Here is a 17,234-nt window from a genome sequence, read left to right on the forward strand (position 1 = left end):
TTCATTCAGATCATAAGATTTAACTACGCGGCTTTCTCAATGCGCGTAAGGCCGCCCATGTATGGCTGTAATGCTTCAGGAATATGAATGCTGCCATCTTCCTGCTGATAATTTTCCATCACAGCAATCAATGCACGGCCTACAGCAACGCCAGAACCGTTGAGCGTGTGCACAAAGCGTGTCGATTTTTCCGCTTCCGGACGATAGCGTGCATTCATGCGACGGCCCTGGAAGTCACCGCAAACCGAGCAGCTCGAGATTTCGCGGTAAGCATTCTGGCCCGGCATCCACACTTCAATGTCGTAGGTTTTCTGCGCGCCAAAGCCCATATCGCCGGTACAAAGCACAACTGTACGGAAAGGCAGGCCAAGACGTTTCAACACTTCCTCGGCACAAGCAGTCATGCGTTCATGTTCCGCAGCCGAGCTGTCTGCATCAGTAATCGACACCATTTCCACCTTAAGGAACTGATGCTGGCGCAGCATGCCGCGCGTATCGCGACCGGCAGAACCCGCTTCCGAGCGGAAACATGGTGTCAACGCTGTGTAGCGCTGCGGCAAGGTTTTCACGTCAACGATTTCATCAGCAACCAGATTGGTCAGCGGAACTTCTGCCGTTGGAATGAGCCATCGACCGTCCGTCGTACGGAAAAGATCTTCAGTGAATTTTGGCAACTGGCCCGTGCCATAAACAGCTTCGTCACGCACCATCAGCGGCGGCATGGTTTCCATGTAACCGTGCTCAGTGGTGTGCAGATCAAGCATGAACTGACCAAGTGCACGCTCAAGACGCGCAAGCGGGCCTTTGAGAACCGTAAAGCGCGAACCTGCGATTTTTGCAGCACGTTCAAAATCCATGAAGCCAAGCGCTTCGCCAAGCTCATAATGCTCTTTTGGTTCAAACGAGAAATTGCGCTGATTTCCGATGCGACGGATTTCGACGTTACCTGCCTCGTCTTCGCCAAGCGGCACATCATCCGCAGGAACATTCGGAAGCGTGGAAAGCGCGTCATTGAGTTCTTTGATCAGACGACGTTCGGTCTCTTCCGCTTCCGTCAAAAAGGCCTTCAGCTCGCCAACTTCCGCTTTCAGTCTATCAGCGGTTTCAGCGTCTTTTTCGGCCATAGCCTTGCCGATTTCCTTGGAAGCCGCGTTGCGGCGTTCCTGAGCAGCCTGAACCTTTCCGACATGCTCACGGCGCTTTTCATCCAGCGCGATCAGTTCGGACGAGCGCGACTCTGATCCGCGCTTGGCAAGCGCTTTATCAAGAGCTTCAGGGTTTTCGCGAATCCATTTGATGTCGAGCATGGGAAAAGCCGTTTCGTGTAATTTAACAAGAGAGAGGCTGCGATCATGCAGCCTCTGTTTAACATAAGTCCAGATCAGGAAGTTGGGGCGCTGTCCTCGGCGTCAGCCTCGTCTTTCGCTTCTTTCCGCTGCTTCTCGATCATTCGGGCCAATATGATAGAAATCTCGTAGAGAAGGATCGTTGGTATGGCAAGACCGATCTGGCTTGCCGGGTCTGGCGGCGTCAAAACCGCGGCAACCACAAAGGCAATCACAATCGCATATTTGCGCTTGTCTCTCAGTCCTTCAGATGTCAGCAAACCTGCCCGCGTCAGAAGACTTGTGACGACTGGCAACTGGAAAACCAGACCAAAGGCAAAAATGAGCGTCATGATAAGGCTCAGATATTCAGAAACCTTTGGCAGAAGCGAAATCTGTACTTCACCGTTTCCACCCGACTGCTGCATGGCGAGGAAGAACCACATCACCATTGGCGTGAAGAAGAAATAGACCAGTGCGCCACCAATCAGAAACAGAATCGGCGAAGCAATGAGGAATGGCAAAAATGCCATGCGCTCATGCTTATAAAGACCAGGAGCGACGAACTTATAAATCTGCGCCGCGATGATCGGGAATGCCAGCACAATGCCGCCAAACATGGCGACCTTCACCTGTGTGAAGAAAAATTCCTGTGGTGCTGTATAGATCAATTCCGCTTTCGAGCGATCCATACCTGCCCAGTCGATTGCCCATTGATAGGGCACGACGAGCAAGTTGAAGAGATGCTTCGCGAAGGCGAAACAGAAAACAAAAGCGACAAAGAATGCCAAAATCGCCCAGATCAGGCGGCGGCGCAGTTCGATCAGATGTTCGAGCAGAGGTGCGGCGCTCTGTTCAATTTCGGCCTCATCCCGTTTCACGCTTTGCTTCCTGTCTTGTCAGTCGTCTTTTTCGTGGTCTTTTTAGCAGGAGCGGCAACCTTTGTGGTCGTAGCTTTTGCCACAGCTGGTTTCTTCGCGGCGGCGACCTTCGCGGGTTTGGGCGCAGCAGGCTTTGCAACTGTCTCGGATTTAGCAACAGCCTTCGGTTTAGCTGCTCTTGGCTTTGCCTTAACCGGCGTTTCTGCAACAGGCGTTTCTACTGCCGCAGCTGGAGCAGCCTTCTTGCGTGGTGCCTTTGGCTTAGCAACCGGCTTTTCAACCGGAGCTTCAACAGGAACCGTCGCACCGTTCGGCTCAACAGGTGTTGTAACTTCTGCGAATTTTGCTGGCTCAGCGGGTGACATAGACGTCGTAGATTGGAGACCAGCCCGAATATCCTCACCAGCACTGCGAATCGGGTCAAAAACCTGCGTAAGCTTTGAGCGCGGATCAAGCTTGCGCGCCTCATCGACAATGTTCTTTACATCTTCAAGTTCAGCTTCTTTCAAAGCTTCATTGAACTGATTGCGAAACTCATTGGCGGTGCTACGCATCCGTGCCGTTGCTTTACCGAAAGCCCTGAGCATCTTCGGCAAATCCTTAGGCCCAACCACCACGATCATCACGATCGCGATAATCAGCAGTTCAGACCAACCGATATCGAACATATTTGATACTCCGCGCTTTTGCGCGCGCCCCGTATTTCGGCGGAAAACCGCATTTCAGATCACAAATTGACCTCTATGGAGGCCGCTTGCAATCAGCTTGGATTGTTATTCATGCTGCGCACCCTATTGCACGCAGCCCGAACCAGATCACATCAGGACTTTGTCGTCTTCTTGACATCCTTGACGGTATCGTCAGCACGCGCATCAATTGTTCGTGCGTCAGCCTTAGCGTCTTCCTTCGCAGCGTCTTCTTCAGACATGCCCTGCTTGAAGTTCTTGATGCCCTTGGCAACATCGCCCATCAATTCAGGAATTTTGCCACGACCAAACAGAAGCAGCACAACTGCGAGAACGATCAGCCAGTGCCAGATAGAAAAGCTACCCATTTTATTCCTCTCAATGCCGTGAACCACGGCTTATTCCTGTATTGCTGATTACGATTTAAGCGTTTTCAACAAATCTTTCAAACAGAAGTGTGACCGTGAACGAAGATACACCAATTTTATTTGTCGTATCTTGCTTTAAATCAATCACCACGCGGTGCCAGCAGCCCCAATCCTTCAAGATCGATGTCTTCCAGCGGTTCTTCGTCGGCTGTCAATTCGTCGGGGTCAACATTGGGCACCGGAACCGAAAAACCGGATGGAATGCGCGCTGACAAAAGCCCTGCCCCGCGCAATTCTTCCAAGCCCGGAAGATCACGAATCTCTGGCAGGCCAAACTGGTCGAGGAATGCGTCTGTCGTGCCATAAGTCACCGGCCGACCCGGTGTACGGCGGCGACCACGCAGCTTGATCCAGCCTGTTTCCATCAGCACATCAAGCGTACCCTTGGATGTTTCGACGCCGCGAATATCTTCCAGTTCCGCGCGGGTCACAGGCTGATGATAGGCAATGATTGCCAGCACTTCCATCGCGGCACGCGATAGTTTTCGCTGCTGAACCGTTTCACGGCTTAGAAGAAATCCGAGGTCAGGTGCTGTGCGAAAAGCCCATGCCGTGCCAACCTGAACGAGATTGACGCCCCTGCCCTCATAGATTTTTTGCAGATGATTGAGCACAGCGGCTAAATCGGCATTGCCCGGCAGACGCTCTGACAAGGCACGTTCCGTCACTGGTTCTGCGGAGGCAAAAATAATTGCCTCTGCGATCCGGCTGAACTCAGCAAGTGTCATTGATGATTCTGGAGTTTCAGCATTGTCGTCAAAGTCATCAATATCGATTTCTGTCTCAGACATCCGCGTCCTCATCCAGTTCATTCATTCCAGCCTGAGCACGCATATAAATAGGCTCAAAAGGCGCATTCTGGCGAACTTCCAGCTTACCTTCACGCACAAGCTCTAAACTTGCAGCAAAAGAGCTTGCCAAGGCCGATGCACGTTCTTGCGGCGTTAATGCATAATTGATCAAAAAGCGGTCGAGCGAAATCCAGTCCTCACTTATTCCCATGAGTCGCACAAGCGCGCTGCGTGCTTCTTTCAAAGACCAGACGGCACGTTTTTCGATCTGAACATGTGTGACGCTCTGGCGTTGGCGTTGCGATGTATAAGCTGTCAGCAACTCATAAAGCGTAGCGGAAAACTGGCTTGAGCGATCAACGACAACCAGTTCTGGCATTCCACGCGCAAAAACGTCTCGTCCGAGACGCTTGCGATTAACGAGATTCGCCGCAGCATCCCGCATGGCTTCAAGACGCTTCAGGCGGAATTGCAGCGTGGCGATTAGCTCTTCGCCTGTGGCTTCGTCATCGCCCTTTTGTTTGGGAATCAGAAGCTTGGACTTCAAATAAGCAAGCCATGCTGCCATCACGAGATAATCAGCAGCCAGTTCGAGCTTGAGAGCCTGCGCCTGCTCTACAAAGCCCAAATATTGTTCCGCAAGCGCCAGAACAGAAATGCGGGAGAGATCAACACGCTGCGTTCGCGCAAGATGCAGAAGCAAATCCAGCGGACCTTCAAAGCCCTGCACATCGACTAACAGTGAGGGTTCATCATTGTCGATGTCAGATTCGTTTTGCCACAGAGCATCCATCGGCACATTTGCACCGTCTTTGCTGCTTGTGTTGGTTTCTGATCCGGCCACCCGCTTGTCCTGTCGTCCTGATGGTCAATGCATAAACCCCACTGACCTTTTGAGGACATCTTATCCTAAGAATCGCCTGTTAAGCTATTGCTTGAAACAGTTGTCCAAACTCTTCGCGCAGTTCAGCTTCATCCGACAAATCAGGTTCACCGGCATAGACTTCTGCCAGCTCTGCGCGTCTGAGCGATTTGCCCTCCAAGATTGGAACACGAGGCGCAACCTTTTTAAGTTCTTCCATCACGCCCGCGCAATAAAGAACAATATCGCAACCCGCATTGGTGATGCCTTCCGCAATATCACCAAGGTCGCCGGAAAGCGCTTTCATCGAAATATCATCGCTGATGATCAGACCGTCGAACTGGATGACGTCACGAATGACAGTGTTGATCACCGTTGGCGAAAGCGTTGACGGGTTCTTTGGATCAAGGCTGTCAAAGATCACATGCGCAGTCATTGCCATTGGCAAATCATTGAGTGCTTTGAATGGCACGAAATCATGCGCGACCAGCTCAGACAAAGGAACACCAACCCGCGCCAGTTCCTTATGGGTATCGCTGAATGCGCGACCGTGTCCCGGCATATGCTTGATAACCGGCAAGACGCCACCCGCAAGCAAGCCCTCAGCGGCGGCACGCCCCATCAGCGCCACTTCTTGCGGATTTTTAGAATAAGCGCGTGCACCGATCACATCATGCGCACCTTCAATCGGCACATCCAGAACGGGCAGACAATCGGCATTGACCCCAACTTTAAGCAGGTCGAATGCATGCAACCGCGCATGAAGCCATGCGGCGCGCAGACCTGCTTCACGGTCACGGTTATAGATCGCGCCAATTTCCGCAGCTGCGGGATAATTTGGAACCAATGGCGGACGAAGGCGCTGCACGCGCCCACCTTCCTGATCGATAAACACCGGCATTTGCGGGCGATCTGTCACATCGCGCAATTGTGCGGTCAGATCAGCAACCTGCTCAAGGCTTTCGACATTGCGTGCGAAGAGAATAAAGCCCCAAGGCTTTTCATCACGGAAGAAGGCTATCTCATCTGGCGTCAGCTCTGTACCGGCTACACCTGCAATCCACGCCTTGCATTCGCTCATGCGATATTCCTTCGATTCATTTGCACTCAAAATCAGTGATTATGACTTAACCGAAAAACATTCAGCTTGGTAGTCTCACGAAAAAGGGCGGCCAAAGCCGCCCTCTTCAAACTCATTAATCCGATTGCTTACTGCGTTACGAAGCAGCTGCCGCCCGCCGTCTTAAAGCGACCGCAAAGCGCATTCGCTTCTTCTTTCGAACCAGCCTGAACACGAACACGGTAATAAGTGCCCTTGTTCGGAATATCGGCGCGCTTGATATCAACCGCGCGACCACCGATCACGCTGCCATAACGCTGCGCCATATTGGCATAGGACTTCTGCGCCAGCTCAGCAGATGGCTGTGAAGCGATCTGGATGAAATAGCCACCACCAGCAGCAGATGCGACCTGTGGAGCAGCCGCAGGAGCTGCCTGTGTTGGCGTCTGCGTGCGCTGTGGAACGTTACCAACAATCGTGGTTGGCTGTTCAGCAGGGCGTGAAGGAATCACAGGAGCGCGAACAGGTGCTGCTGGAGTCTGTGTTGCCGGCTGTGCAGTCTGCGTATTGGTAACTGGGGCTTGAAATTCACCGGCAGCAGCAAGCGCTCCGATTTCATCAGTTTCAGCTGGTGGTGCAATCGGCGCATCATTGTTGGTCGCAGCCACTGGAGCAGTCGGCTGTGGTGCCGTTTGCGCAGGCTGCTGTGCCTGAACGATCGAACCATCTGGACGCACGATCATTGTTTCCACTTCGCGTGGCTGGATCAATGGCGCATCCTGTCCAGAATGAGACGCGGCTGCTGTGTTTGGTTCTGGACCATCATCCATACCAACATCGTTATCCTGAGCGCCAAGATCGACAGGCTCTTCACCCGCAGAAATAAGCGACTTCTGTTCAGGATTATTCGGCAATGTGCCTGCAACACGGTCGTAAACAGCCTTATCCTGATTAGGAACAGTCGCACCGCCCGGATTTTCCGGCTGCATCTTGATTGGCTGGTTGTCCGCGCGAATCACAACAGGTTCGCCGGAGCCGCTGCCACCAAGGAAGTGATAGCCAATGCCACCGATGAGAACAGCCAGACCCGCGACACTCGCAAGGATCAAACCACGACGTCCACGAACCGGACGATTGCGATAGGCCTCGGCAGCGACACCAAGATCGTCTTCCGGCTGCATACCACCGGCACGCGTGCCGAATTCGCCGCTTTCCATAGTCTGCGCGCCCTGTGCAGCCCAATGATTGTAGAAGTCGTCACTGTTTGCAGCGGCATTTTGTGGCGTTGCTGACGGAATTGTTGGGTTGGCGCGGCCATAAGCAACGGTAGCCGCAGCAGCGCCAAGACCAAGGGCTGCACCAGCCGCAACACCACCACTTGGCATGTAAGACGATGCGCTTTCGCGGAAGATGTCCTCGAAAGCCTTGTCAGCTTCGCTCTGGACTTTGACCTTCGCAGCTGATTCATCGACATCGATGGTGCTGAACACTTCAGCAAATTCAGCTTCCAGATCATTCAGCGATGCGCCAGTGTCTTCATCGCCATAGCTGACTTCTGGCAAATCAAGCGAATGGGTTTGATCAACCTTGCCTTCAGAGACGCTTAGTGTTTCGATTTCAGGCGCAGGCGCTGCAAAAATCGAACGCTGGTCTGCGTAATTTGCAAATGATGGTGCTGACGGATGGCGATCTTCGTCGCTATAGGTTGCATGCGCATAAGCAGGCTGACTGACTGGCTCTTCGTCTTCATCCGGCGACAGATCAAAATCTTCATCTGTGAAGAAATCTTCTTCGGTAAAGGCAGCCGAGGCATCAGCAGGCGCAGCAGAAGCTGCGTCCCCTGAAGGCTCAAAACCAAAGTCGTCTTCACTGAACGAAATTTCTTCCAGACCAGACTGATGGTCGTCGGTTGATTCTGAAACAGCACGAGCAAAATCTGGCTCATCTGAGAGCGAGAAGTCGTCGCCAAACGAAAAGTCGTCTTCGAGTTCAGACTGTTCTGATTCGAAAACGGGTGCAGCATGTTGCACAGGCTCTGAAGACAAAACGCCAGCAGTCGCGGCACCGGCTGCAAAATTGCTCAGCGTGTAATGCGGATAAGCAGGAGCCTCTGCTCGCGACGCTGTTTGCGGCGCGTAGCTTTCGGGAGCGTAACTGGTCGCAGGCTCGACAGGAGCGAAGGCTTGCGGGTCTTCCAGCGAGAAGTCGTCAAATGCTGGTTCTTCGTAAGCTGGTTCTTCAGCAACATTGCTCTCAACACGAGGCGCATAGTTTTCAAACGGCTGCGGCTCATCTCGATAGGCTGGCTGATAAACTGATTCTGGCGCAGAGGAAGCCTGTGGCTCCTCACCAAACAGCAAGCTTTCCAGCTCGTCTTCAAGCGATAGCGCCTGATGTGCAGGCTCTACAGGCTGGGAGGCTTCAAACGGTGCGGCGGATGGGATTTCCCATTCATTGCTGATGCTCTGGCTGCTTGTTGCATATCCGGCAGGCTCACCCGCATAGGGATCAGCAAATTGCGATTCCGGTTCATGAAATTCAGGTGAGCTGTAGTTTGAATAGCTCTGGTCTAAAGGGGCAGCAGCTGCTGCTGCAGCATAGGCATCTGGATGAATGTCCTCGTATGCTGTGCGCGCTTCGGAATAATCATTGTAGTCAAACTGCGGCACGGGCTCCGCACGATCAGCTTCTACAAACTCAAAAGACTGCGCAGGCGCGACCGGCTGAGCGGCTGGTTCATGCGCATCCATCTGAAGATCAAATTCTTCTTCAAGAGCAGACGCCAGATGGTCCTCATGCAGAACCGGCGCTTCATCCTGATAAGAATTAGACGAAAACGGCACCGTATATTGCTGTGGCTCCGGCTCATCGCCAAAATCACCAAGCAATTCACGCTCGAGATCAAACGAAAGCTCGCTGTCACCAGAATCAAAATTTGGCTCAGGCCGGTAGTCGCCCCGGTAGTCATTTTGGGCGGCATTGGTATCAGCAGACGCGCCGAAGTCCATGATCCTTGATAGTTCCATCAGCGGATCGTCTTCGTGCAGCGGACGCTCGCCGTAATTACGGGGATTAGCACTGCTGTCCGTCATGGTGTGTTCCTAACTCAAACCCTGGACGTCGCAAGACGTCTCGATACATCACATTTTAGCGAGGCAATGTGGGCAAAAGTTGACGGAAGTTACTTGCGCCTTATGGAAGGCCGACGACTTAACCCGCCGCCGATCTTCCATCTTTTTGACTTACCACCACCCACTCAACACTGGCGTTGAACTTGCGAGTGATCAGTTCGTCTTAGCGCATTTCCGTTGGAGCATCCGCACCGATAATCATCAAACCAGAAGTCAGAACATCGGAAACGACCTGCACCAGCCCTAGCCTTGCTAGTGACAATTCTGGATCGTTAACCTTAATAAAACGTAAGTCTGGGTTTTCTGTACCCTTATTCCATTGCGAATGTAGCGCGCTGGCAAGGTCATAAAGGTAAAAAGCGAGACGATGAGGCTCCTGATGGGTGGCTGCAGCGTCGATCAGACGTGGATATTCAGCAAGCTTGCGGATAAGTGCGATTTCGCTCTCATCAGTCAGCTTGTGAAGGTGTGCACCAAGCGAAACGCGATCCAGATCGGTAAGCCCAAGCTGATCAACAGCCTGACGGAACACCGAATGGCAACGCGCTGACGCGTATTGCACGTAGAACACCGGATTGTCCTTCGACTGCTCCGTTACTTTCGCAAAATCGAAATCAAGCGGCGCATCGTTCTTCCGGTAAAGCATCATGAAACGGACCGGATCGCGACCAACCTCATCCACCACTTCGCGCAGCGTGATGAATTCGCCCGATCGCTTCGACATGCGCACGGGTTCACCGTCGCGGAACAGCTTGACGAGCTGGCAAAGCAGAACTGTCAGCTTGGCCTTGCCGTCAGAAACAGCACGTGCAACAGCTTCAAGACGCTTTACATAGCCGCCATGGTCTGCGCCAAGCACATAGACCATCTCATTGAAACCACGGTCATATTTGTCTTTGAAGTAAGCGACGTCAGCCGCAAAATAGGTGAAAGCGCCGTCTGACTTCATCAGCGGACGGTCAATGTCATCACCGACTTCAGTCGAGCGGAACAAGGTCTGTTCGCGATCTTCCCACTCCTCTGGCAACTGGCCCTTTGGCGGCGGAAGCTTGCCCTTATAGACATGGCCCTTGAGCGTCAGATCATTGATTGCAGCGCGGATGGCGCGCGCATGATCTGCATGAAGCGTGCGCTCGGAATAGAACACGTCATGATGAACATTCAGCGCATCAAGATCTGCGCGAATCATTGCCATCATTGCGTTGATGGTACGTTCTTTCACGAGAACGAGCGCTTCCTCTTCCGGCATTTCCAGAAGCGTCTTGCCAAATTCCTTGGCAAGCGCCTCGCCGACTGGCACCAGATAGTCGCCCGGATAAAGACCGGCAGGAATTTCACCGATATTTTCGCCGAGTGCTTCGCGATAACGCAGCATCGCAGAATTGGCCAGCACATCGATCTGTGCGCCCGCATCATTGATGTAATATTCTTTTGTGACGTCAAAGCCTGCAAATTTCAGCAGGTTTGCAAGCACATCGCCGACAACGGCGCCGCGGCAATGGCCAACATGCATCGGGCCGGTCGGATTTGCTGACACATATTCAACATTGACTTTTTTGCCAGCGCCAAGCTTTGAGCGCCCAAAATCGGTCGCTTCATTGAGCATGCCCTGCAACTCGCGCTGCCAATAAGCGTCCTTCAAACGCAGATTAATGAAGCCCGGACCTGCAACATCGACACTTGCAACGTCTTCATCGCTTTTCAAAGCATCGGCAATTGCCGTTGCAAGCTCACGCGGATTCTGGCCAACAGCTTTGGAAAGCACCATGGCAGCATTGGTTGCAATGTCACCATGCGATGCATCGCGAGGTGGCTCAACGCTGATGCGCGACAGATCAAGCTCGCTGCCATCTTTTGTTTTCAGATCAATCTCTTGCAACGTTTTTTTGATACGTGCGTCGAAATCTGCGAAGATATTCATGGTTCGTCCTGTCAGGCTTCAGTCCGGCTATATTTGTGTCTTCCGGCCTTGGCTCGTCATAAAAATAGCAGCCATACCAACGCGTTTTAGCGCCAGCATCCGCTTCGTTAAGCTCCGATTAAGCTAAATCGGGTGTGTGGTCAAACAATCGTCGGTGTTCGCGCACGGCATAATTGTCAGTCATACCCGCAAGATAGTCGGCGACACGGCGTGCCCGACCTGCTTGATCAAGCATTTCCCAGTCTGCTTGCCACTCGGCTGGCATAATGGATGGCTTCTCAAATGAAATATCGAATAGGTCTTGAACAATCTTATCCGCAGCATGCCTGCGAACCACGACGCTTTGATGAAAATAGAGGTTCTTGAACAAAAAGCGTTTCAGCGTTTTTTCTTCATCGCGCATCGTATCCGAAAAGCCTACCAGCGCGCGTGGCTGCGCATGCACATCCTCAACGCTTTGCGGATTGGCCTTCGTGATACGGCGTTGTGATTCCGCAATCACGTCTTCGACCATGATGGTGATTTGACGACGCACTAGCTCATGCCCGGTGCGCACGGCATCAAGTGCCGGGTAACGCGTTCTAACAATATCCAGCAGCCGCTTTGTCAGAGGCACTTCATCGAGCCCCTCAAGCGTCAGCAGGCCGGAGCGAAGACCATCATCGATGTCATGCGCATTATAGGCAATGTCGTCAGCGATTGCCGCACATTGTGCCTCAAGGCTCGCAAAGCGTGACAGTTCGAGATCGTAGCGCTCGTTAAAGTCGAGGATAGGCTGTGGAACCGGCTCGTCGGCGTGAGATGCAAAGGAGCCAATCAGCGGACCATTGTGCTTTACCAGCCCTTCAAGGGTTTCCCATGAGAGGTTCAAACCGTCAAAATCTGCATAACGATGCTCAAGCTTCGTCACGATACGCAAAGACTGAGCATTATGATCAAAGCCGCCATAAGGTTTCATCCGCTCATTAAGCGCGTCTTCGCCAGTATGTCCAAACGGCGTATGGCCAAAATCATGCACGAGTGCCACCGCTTCCGCGAGGTCTTCGTCCAAACGCAAGGCACGCGCCAATGCACGGGCAATCTGCGCCACTTCGATCGTATGGGTCAGGCGCGTGCGGTAATGATCACCCTCATGGGCGATAAACACCTGTGTCTTATGTTTGAGGCGGCGGAAAGCAGTTGAATGAATGATTCGGTCGCGGTCGCGCTGAAAAGGAGTTCGCGTGGCGCTTTCCGGCTCAGACACCAACCGCCCACGGCTCAAAGCTGGATTGCAAGCATAGGGCGCGCGTTCACGATAGCCAAAGCCGATGCCTTCGAGTGACCCAATTTCCTGGCCGGACATTGCGATGCGTTCCTCACTGTAATATGATTACGTAAATGACAGGTGGACATTGACTTCCACGCACTGCGTTCATAGCTATCAGCTAAACATGATGGCAAGTATGCGTTGATTGTGAATTTCGTAATTCCACTTCGTTATACGCAATTGTAAGCGGAACAAGGCAGATGACAGACATTACCGTTTCTGAATCCGCAGCCAAGCGGATTGCAAAGATTATCAGTTCTGAACCCGGCAAGACCGCGCTTCGCGTGTCTGTCGAAGGCGGCGGTTGTTCCGGCTTTTCCTACAAATATGATCTGGTTGATGATCAGTCCGATGATGACATTGTCATCGAAAAGCTCGGTGCTAGGGTACTGATCGATTCCATCTCCGTGCCCTACATGGACGGCTCACAGATCGATTTCGTTGATGACCTGATGGGACAGTCGTTTCAAATCCGCAACCCAAATGCCACAGCATCATGCGGTTGCGGTACAAGCTTCGCGATCTGATGGAGTTTACTACCCCAAAGAAAAACCGGCTTTAAATTAAAGCCGGTTTTATTTTATCAGGCTTTAACGGATGAAACAGTCGCATCAATATGATCGACCAGCGCATCTGGCAAACCAAGACGACCGGCCAACATATCGAGATAACCGCGTTCTGCACGGCTGTCTGGATCGATTGTTAGGCGCGAAGCCGTATAAAGCTCTACCTTCTGCTCTTCCGTCTGAGCAGCTGCAACCAACGCATCAATATCAATCGGGTCTGCCAGTTCTTTCTCAAAAAACGCTTCGGCCTCATTATCGAGGCCTGAAATCTGCACTTTTTCCATAATCAGTGCGCGTTCACTCGCATCGATATGACCATCAGCCTTCGCAGCCGCAATCATCGCCTGAATAAGTGTCAGCGCGAAACTATTGCTCATTGAAGATGATTGCGGATGAAAGGGTGAGTCTGCTGGCGGCGGTGGGAGCAGTTCAGGCTCGGCTGCCGCTGGTTGGGGGGCGGTTTGTGGCTGCTGGCCGGATTTGTAGTTCTTATACGCGAGATAACCAAGACCAGCGATTGCAGCCAAACCGCCTGCGGTTGCGACATTACCAGCAAGTTTACGGCCCGTCTTCGTGCCAAAGATTGCCGCAGCAATTGCGCCAGTCGCCAATGGATTCTTCTTGGCGAGATCGGTGGCCTGCCCTGCCTTATCGCGAACGCTTCCTGACATGCCCGGTATTTGCGATCCCAGAAACTGATCGAGAAGCTTTTTGGCGTCGAACATACAAATCTCCTGTTTGGCTACATTTTATGGAGATAGGAACGCAAATGCGCCAATACAAATGGCCAATGCATATTTATACGAAAGAGCGGAAATTCTGTGATGGAATGCGTGCGGCGCTTGCCCTCACCACATCTTACGCCTAATCATTTCAGCATGAAAATCGCGACATGGAACATAAACGGCGTCAAAGCGCGCATCGAAAACCTCCAGCATTGGCTGAAGGAATCATCGCCCGACATCGCCTGCCTTCAGGAAATCAAGTCAGTGGACGAGCTGTTCCCACGGCTGGAAATCGAAGCGCTCGGCTATCACGTCGAAACGCACGGACAAAAAGGCTTTAACGGCGTCGCGATTCTTTCAAAGAAATCTCCAGATGAGGTCATTCGTGGCCTTCCCGGTGATGACAGCGACGAACAAGCTCGTTTCATCGAGGCCGTTTTCTCGACCGATAAGGGCGTTCTGCGTGTCGTGTCGCTCTATCTGCCAAACGGCAACCCGATTGATACGGAAAAGTTTCCTTATAAGCTTTCCTGGATGCAGCGACTTGAGGCGTGGGCCAAAAGCAGACTTGAACTGGAAGAGCCGCTTGTGCTTGCAGGCGACTATAATGTCATTCCTGAGCCTTATGATGCGAAGAATCCGCAACAATGGCTTGGTGATGCGCTGTTTCAGCCGCAATCACGTCAGGCATTTCGTCGTTTAGAAAATTTGGGCTTCACTGAAGTGGTCAGAGCTGCCACGGACGATGAAGGTGTTTATACGTTCTGGGATTATCAGGCCGGTGCGTGGCAGAAGAACAATGGCATTCGCATCGACCATCTGATGTTATCACCAGAAGCGGCAAACCATTTCGTTTCGACTGATATCGAAAAGCATGTGAGAGCATGGGAAAAGCCGTCAGACCATGTGCCTGTAACGGTGACATTATCCGTCTGATTGTTCAGGCGGATTTAAATTATCAGAAATCGCCCTTGGTAGTCAGATTGCTGGAAAGTGCCACCGCATTGCGGCGGTCTGCTTCACCCGCAATAGAGAAAGCCTGTTCCTGCATATCGCGTATCCAGGTGCAGTCTTCTGTTGGGCAACGCTCAAAGGCTGCGGTCAGCATGGCTAAGCCACGCACGGTCTTGCCAGCCTGAAACAGCATATTGCCGAGCATAGCTTGCGCGCTTGCATTGCCCTTCTTGGCAGAAAGCTGGAACCAGCGTGCGGCCTGCATTGGGTTAGGCTCTCCACCCTCACCATCAAGAAGCATTTTGCCAAGTTCAAACTGAGCTGCGGGATCACCGAAATTCGATGCAGCCTGCACATAGAGATTACGAGCGAACTTAGGATTGGCGTTGACCGGCGAACCCGGAATACCGCGCTTCACATAACCGGCGAGCGCGACCAGCGCATCAGCAACATAAGGTTCATTTTCCGAACCCGGCTCTGCACCATCACGAACGATCTTTTCAAAAATCTGATAGGCTTCGTAGTCATTCTCTGCAACGCCGTCGCCATCGGCATACATGCGTGCGAGCTTCCACTTGGCGCCCTGATGTCCACGATCGGCAGCATAACGCAGCGCCTTGATCGCCTCATCCTTGTGGCCGCTCTTATAGGCAGAAAAACCAAACTTGAAGAGTTCAAACGGGCTACGCGATTTCTCGGAGTCATCGTTTAAATCAAAAGCCGAAGCACTGTTGCAGACAATGGCCAAGCCAAGTGCGGCAGCGATAAGGGGATATGAAAAACTGCGGATACGCATCACAACGCTGGTCTTTCACACTGATTGGAAGTTAACGACATAAGTAACAGAGTGCATTGAATTTTCGTCAACACTGAGACCCGATTTTGGCGGAAAAAAGCTCGTTCTTCATTAGGACGAAAAAACAAAGGTCGAATGGCTTTTTCGCCTTCCGAAAACGGATCGTTGTGAAACAATGCGTCCTTCTTCATTTTTTTCCTGTCCTGAGGGAACCAATGCTTCCCAATTCTGTTAATCGCTTTCGCCTTTCCCTAGCGGTGACGCCCCTTTGTGGCGGGAAATGGGCAAAATGCGCCTCCCTTCTTTTAGCCTAAAGCAATAATAAAGACTGTTGCTGAATCATCACAAAACCACCTGTTATTGATCCCAATAAATTGCTGAAGACTTTTCATTCAAAAACCAGAGATTTTGAAAAGCTCTATACTGAGATATGATGTTTACCTGTGCTGGGGGCATCCTGAATGAGTAATAAACGACGCGATTACACCCGTCGGCATCAGTCGCGAAGGCAGAAAAGTCGTGGAGCTTTAAGCAGTATCCTCTTAACTTTTCTTATCTTTTTTGTACTCATCGCGATTATTGTATCACTGCCTGATAACCGCCAGCGGGCAGGATCGCTAACGGGCAGTGTCTATGTGATTGATGGCGACACGGTCGTTCTCGAAAAGGTCCATATCCGCCTGCTTGGAATAGACGCCCCTGAAATAGCGCAAAACTGTCAGATCGCAGGGCGTGACTATCTTTGCGGCAGAGATGCACGAAATGCGCTGCGCAACAGAATCAATGGCCAGTCGATTCGGTGCGAAATCTCCGGCATCGACAAATATGGCCGCGACCTAGGGCGATGCTATCTGGACGAGACTGATCTCAACCAATGGATGGTGGAACAAGGCTGGGCGGTTGCCTATGGCGATTATCGCAGCGAAGAGGCCACCGCGCGTCGCGAGAAGCGAGGCATATGGGCTGGCAGTTTTGAGGTGCCGTATCAGTGGCGCAAAGACCATCAACATCCAAATGCCGATGCTGAAACCGGCCATACAACACGATCATCCGATGTAATCAGCGATATAATTCATTATATCAAAGGCCAAGTCGTTAAACTGCTTAACGCAATCTGATCTGGAGAATTACAGAAAGAATGGAAAATCTGGACGAGCTCAGACACTCGATCCAGGCGTGCCGCGTTTGTCGTGACACGCCCCAATATCTGCCACCTTTACCGCACGAGCCTAATCCGGTTTGCATTATTTCAAGTACAGCACGCATTGCGATCTGCGGACAGGCACCCGGCATTCGCGTGCATAATACATCCCTACCCTTTAACGATCCGTCCGGTGATCGGCTACGACAATGGCTCGGCACAACCCGCGAAGAGTTTTACGATCCTTCACTTTTCGCAATCGTACCGATGGGTTTTTGCTTTCCCGGCTATGACAAAAATGGTGGCGATCTTCCGCCACGTCGTGAATGCCGTGCCACATGGCATGACCGCGTTTTTGCATCCATGCCGCAACTCGAATTCATTCTTGTTGTCGGGCAATATTCGCTTGCCTACCATCTGCCAGAGTGGCGCAAGACAAGTCTAACCGAAACTGTTGAGAACTGGCGGAGCTTCATGGAAACGCCGAATGCTGCGGGGCGAACCGTTTTGCCCTTGCCACATCCATCGTGGCGTAACAGTGGCTGGCTAAAACGTAATCCATGGTTTGACGCAGACGTCGTGCCCGCTTTACAGCAAAAAATACGAAAACTGATTGGCCCCAGAAAATAATTTTTAGAACCATCATTCTCAACAGAAT

16 protein-coding genes are annotated in these 17,234 nt (G+C 52.0%); 4 read left to right on the forward strand and 12 right to left on the reverse strand.

Annotated elements, in window-relative coordinates:
• Window positions 1-23 precede the first annotated feature (23 nt).
• From serS to J2782_RS04305, 10 genes are all read right to left on the reverse strand, one after another.
• Window positions 24-1,307, reverse strand: coding sequence for a serine--tRNA ligase (serS, locus tag J2782_RS04260; protein WP_310010339.1), 1,284 nt, complete (start codon window positions 1,305-1,307; stop codon window positions 24-26).
• Between the two features lie 74 nt (window positions 1,308-1,381).
• Window positions 1,382-2,206 (reverse strand): twin-arginine translocase subunit TatC, encoded by an 825-nt coding sequence (tatC, locus tag J2782_RS04265; protein WP_250039728.1) that lies wholly within the window; start codon window positions 2,204-2,206, stop codon window positions 1,382-1,384.
• On the reverse strand, window positions 2,203-2,874 hold the full coding sequence (gene tatB / locus J2782_RS04270) for a Sec-independent protein translocase protein TatB (RefSeq protein WP_310010341.1): 672 nt from the start codon (window positions 2,872-2,874) through the stop codon (window positions 2,203-2,205). Before tatB ends, tatC begins: the two co-directional genes overlap by 4 nt.
• 152 nt (window positions 2,875-3,026) lie before the next feature.
• On the reverse strand, window positions 3,027-3,260 hold the full coding sequence (locus J2782_RS04275) for a twin-arginine translocase TatA/TatE family subunit (RefSeq protein ID WP_250039724.1): 234 nt from the start codon (window positions 3,258-3,260) through the stop codon (window positions 3,027-3,029).
• A gap of 140 nt (window positions 3,261-3,400) precedes the next feature.
• Window positions 3,401-4,111 carry an SMC-Scp complex subunit ScpB gene (scpB, locus tag J2782_RS04280; protein ID WP_310010343.1) on the reverse strand — a complete coding sequence of 237 codons (711 nt, stop codon included), beginning with the start codon at window positions 4,109-4,111 and terminating at the stop codon, window positions 3,401-3,403.
• Window positions 4,104-4,955 (reverse strand): segregation and condensation protein A, encoded by an 852-nt coding sequence (locus J2782_RS04285; RefSeq protein WP_310010345.1) that lies wholly within the window; start codon window positions 4,953-4,955, stop codon window positions 4,104-4,106. Before J2782_RS04285 ends, scpB begins: the two co-directional genes overlap by 8 nt.
• A 79-nt stretch (window positions 4,956-5,034) precedes the next feature.
• Window positions 5,035-6,054, reverse strand: a complete 1,020-nt coding sequence (gene nagZ / locus J2782_RS04290; protein ID WP_310010347.1) for a beta-N-acetylhexosaminidase — start codon at window positions 6,052-6,054, stop codon at window positions 5,035-5,037.
• A 128-nt stretch (window positions 6,055-6,182) separates the two neighbouring features.
• Window positions 6,183-9,125 (reverse strand): SPOR domain-containing protein, encoded by a 2,943-nt coding sequence (locus tag J2782_RS04295; protein WP_310010349.1) that lies wholly within the window; start codon window positions 9,123-9,125, stop codon window positions 6,183-6,185.
• 202 nt (window positions 9,126-9,327) lie between these two features.
• A complete protein-coding gene (argS, locus tag J2782_RS04300) occupies window positions 9,328-11,085 on the reverse strand; it encodes an arginine--tRNA ligase (RefSeq protein ID WP_310010351.1) in 1,758 nt (585 codons plus the stop codon).
• Between the two features lie 118 nt (window positions 11,086-11,203).
• Window positions 11,204-12,430, reverse strand: coding sequence for a deoxyguanosinetriphosphate triphosphohydrolase (locus tag J2782_RS04305; protein ID WP_310010353.1), 1,227 nt, complete (start codon window positions 12,428-12,430; stop codon window positions 11,204-11,206).
• Window positions 12,431-12,594: 164 nt separating this feature from the next.
• On the opposite strand from J2782_RS04305, the gene erpA reads away from it, so the two are divergent.
• Window positions 12,595-12,921 (forward strand): iron-sulfur cluster insertion protein ErpA, encoded by a 327-nt coding sequence (erpA, locus tag J2782_RS04310; RefSeq protein WP_250039716.1) that lies wholly within the window; start codon window positions 12,595-12,597, stop codon window positions 12,919-12,921.
• A 56-nt stretch (window positions 12,922-12,977) separates the two neighbouring features.
• On the opposite strand, the gene J2782_RS04315 is transcribed toward erpA, so the two are convergent.
• Window positions 12,978-13,685 (reverse strand): tellurite resistance TerB family protein, encoded by a 708-nt coding sequence (locus J2782_RS04315; protein ID WP_310010355.1) that lies wholly within the window; start codon window positions 13,683-13,685, stop codon window positions 12,978-12,980.
• A 99-nt stretch (window positions 13,686-13,784) separates the two neighbouring features.
• Between J2782_RS04315 and xth the strand changes: the two genes are divergently transcribed.
• Window positions 13,785-14,621: an exodeoxyribonuclease III gene (gene xth / locus J2782_RS04320; protein WP_310010357.1), complete on the forward strand. Its 837-nt coding sequence runs from the start codon at window positions 13,785-13,787 to the stop codon at window positions 14,619-14,621.
• A gap of 22 nt (window positions 14,622-14,643) precedes the next feature.
• On the opposite strand, the gene J2782_RS04325 is transcribed toward xth, so the two are convergent.
• On the reverse strand, window positions 14,644-15,435 hold the full coding sequence (locus tag J2782_RS04325; protein WP_250039714.1) for a tetratricopeptide repeat protein: 792 nt from the start codon (window positions 15,433-15,435) through the stop codon (window positions 14,644-14,646).
• A gap of 461 nt (window positions 15,436-15,896) precedes the next feature.
• On the opposite strand from J2782_RS04325, the gene J2782_RS04330 reads away from it, so the two are divergent.
• Together J2782_RS04330 and J2782_RS04335 are read left to right on the forward strand one after the other, a co-directional pair.
• Complete coding sequence (locus tag J2782_RS04330) at window positions 15,897-16,553, forward strand: thermonuclease family protein (protein ID WP_310010361.1); 657 nt, start codon at window positions 15,897-15,899, stop codon at window positions 16,551-16,553.
• Window positions 16,554-16,573: 20 nt separating this feature from the next.
• Window positions 16,574-17,206, forward strand: a complete 633-nt coding sequence (locus J2782_RS04335; protein WP_310010363.1) for a uracil-DNA glycosylase family protein — start codon at window positions 16,574-16,576, stop codon at window positions 17,204-17,206.
• Window positions 17,207-17,234: the final 28 nt, after the last annotated feature.

The organism is Brucella pseudogrignonensis (assembly GCF_031454375.1).
Taxonomy (GTDB): domain Bacteria; phylum Pseudomonadota; class Alphaproteobacteria; order Rhizobiales; family Rhizobiaceae; genus Brucella; species Brucella pseudogrignonensis_A.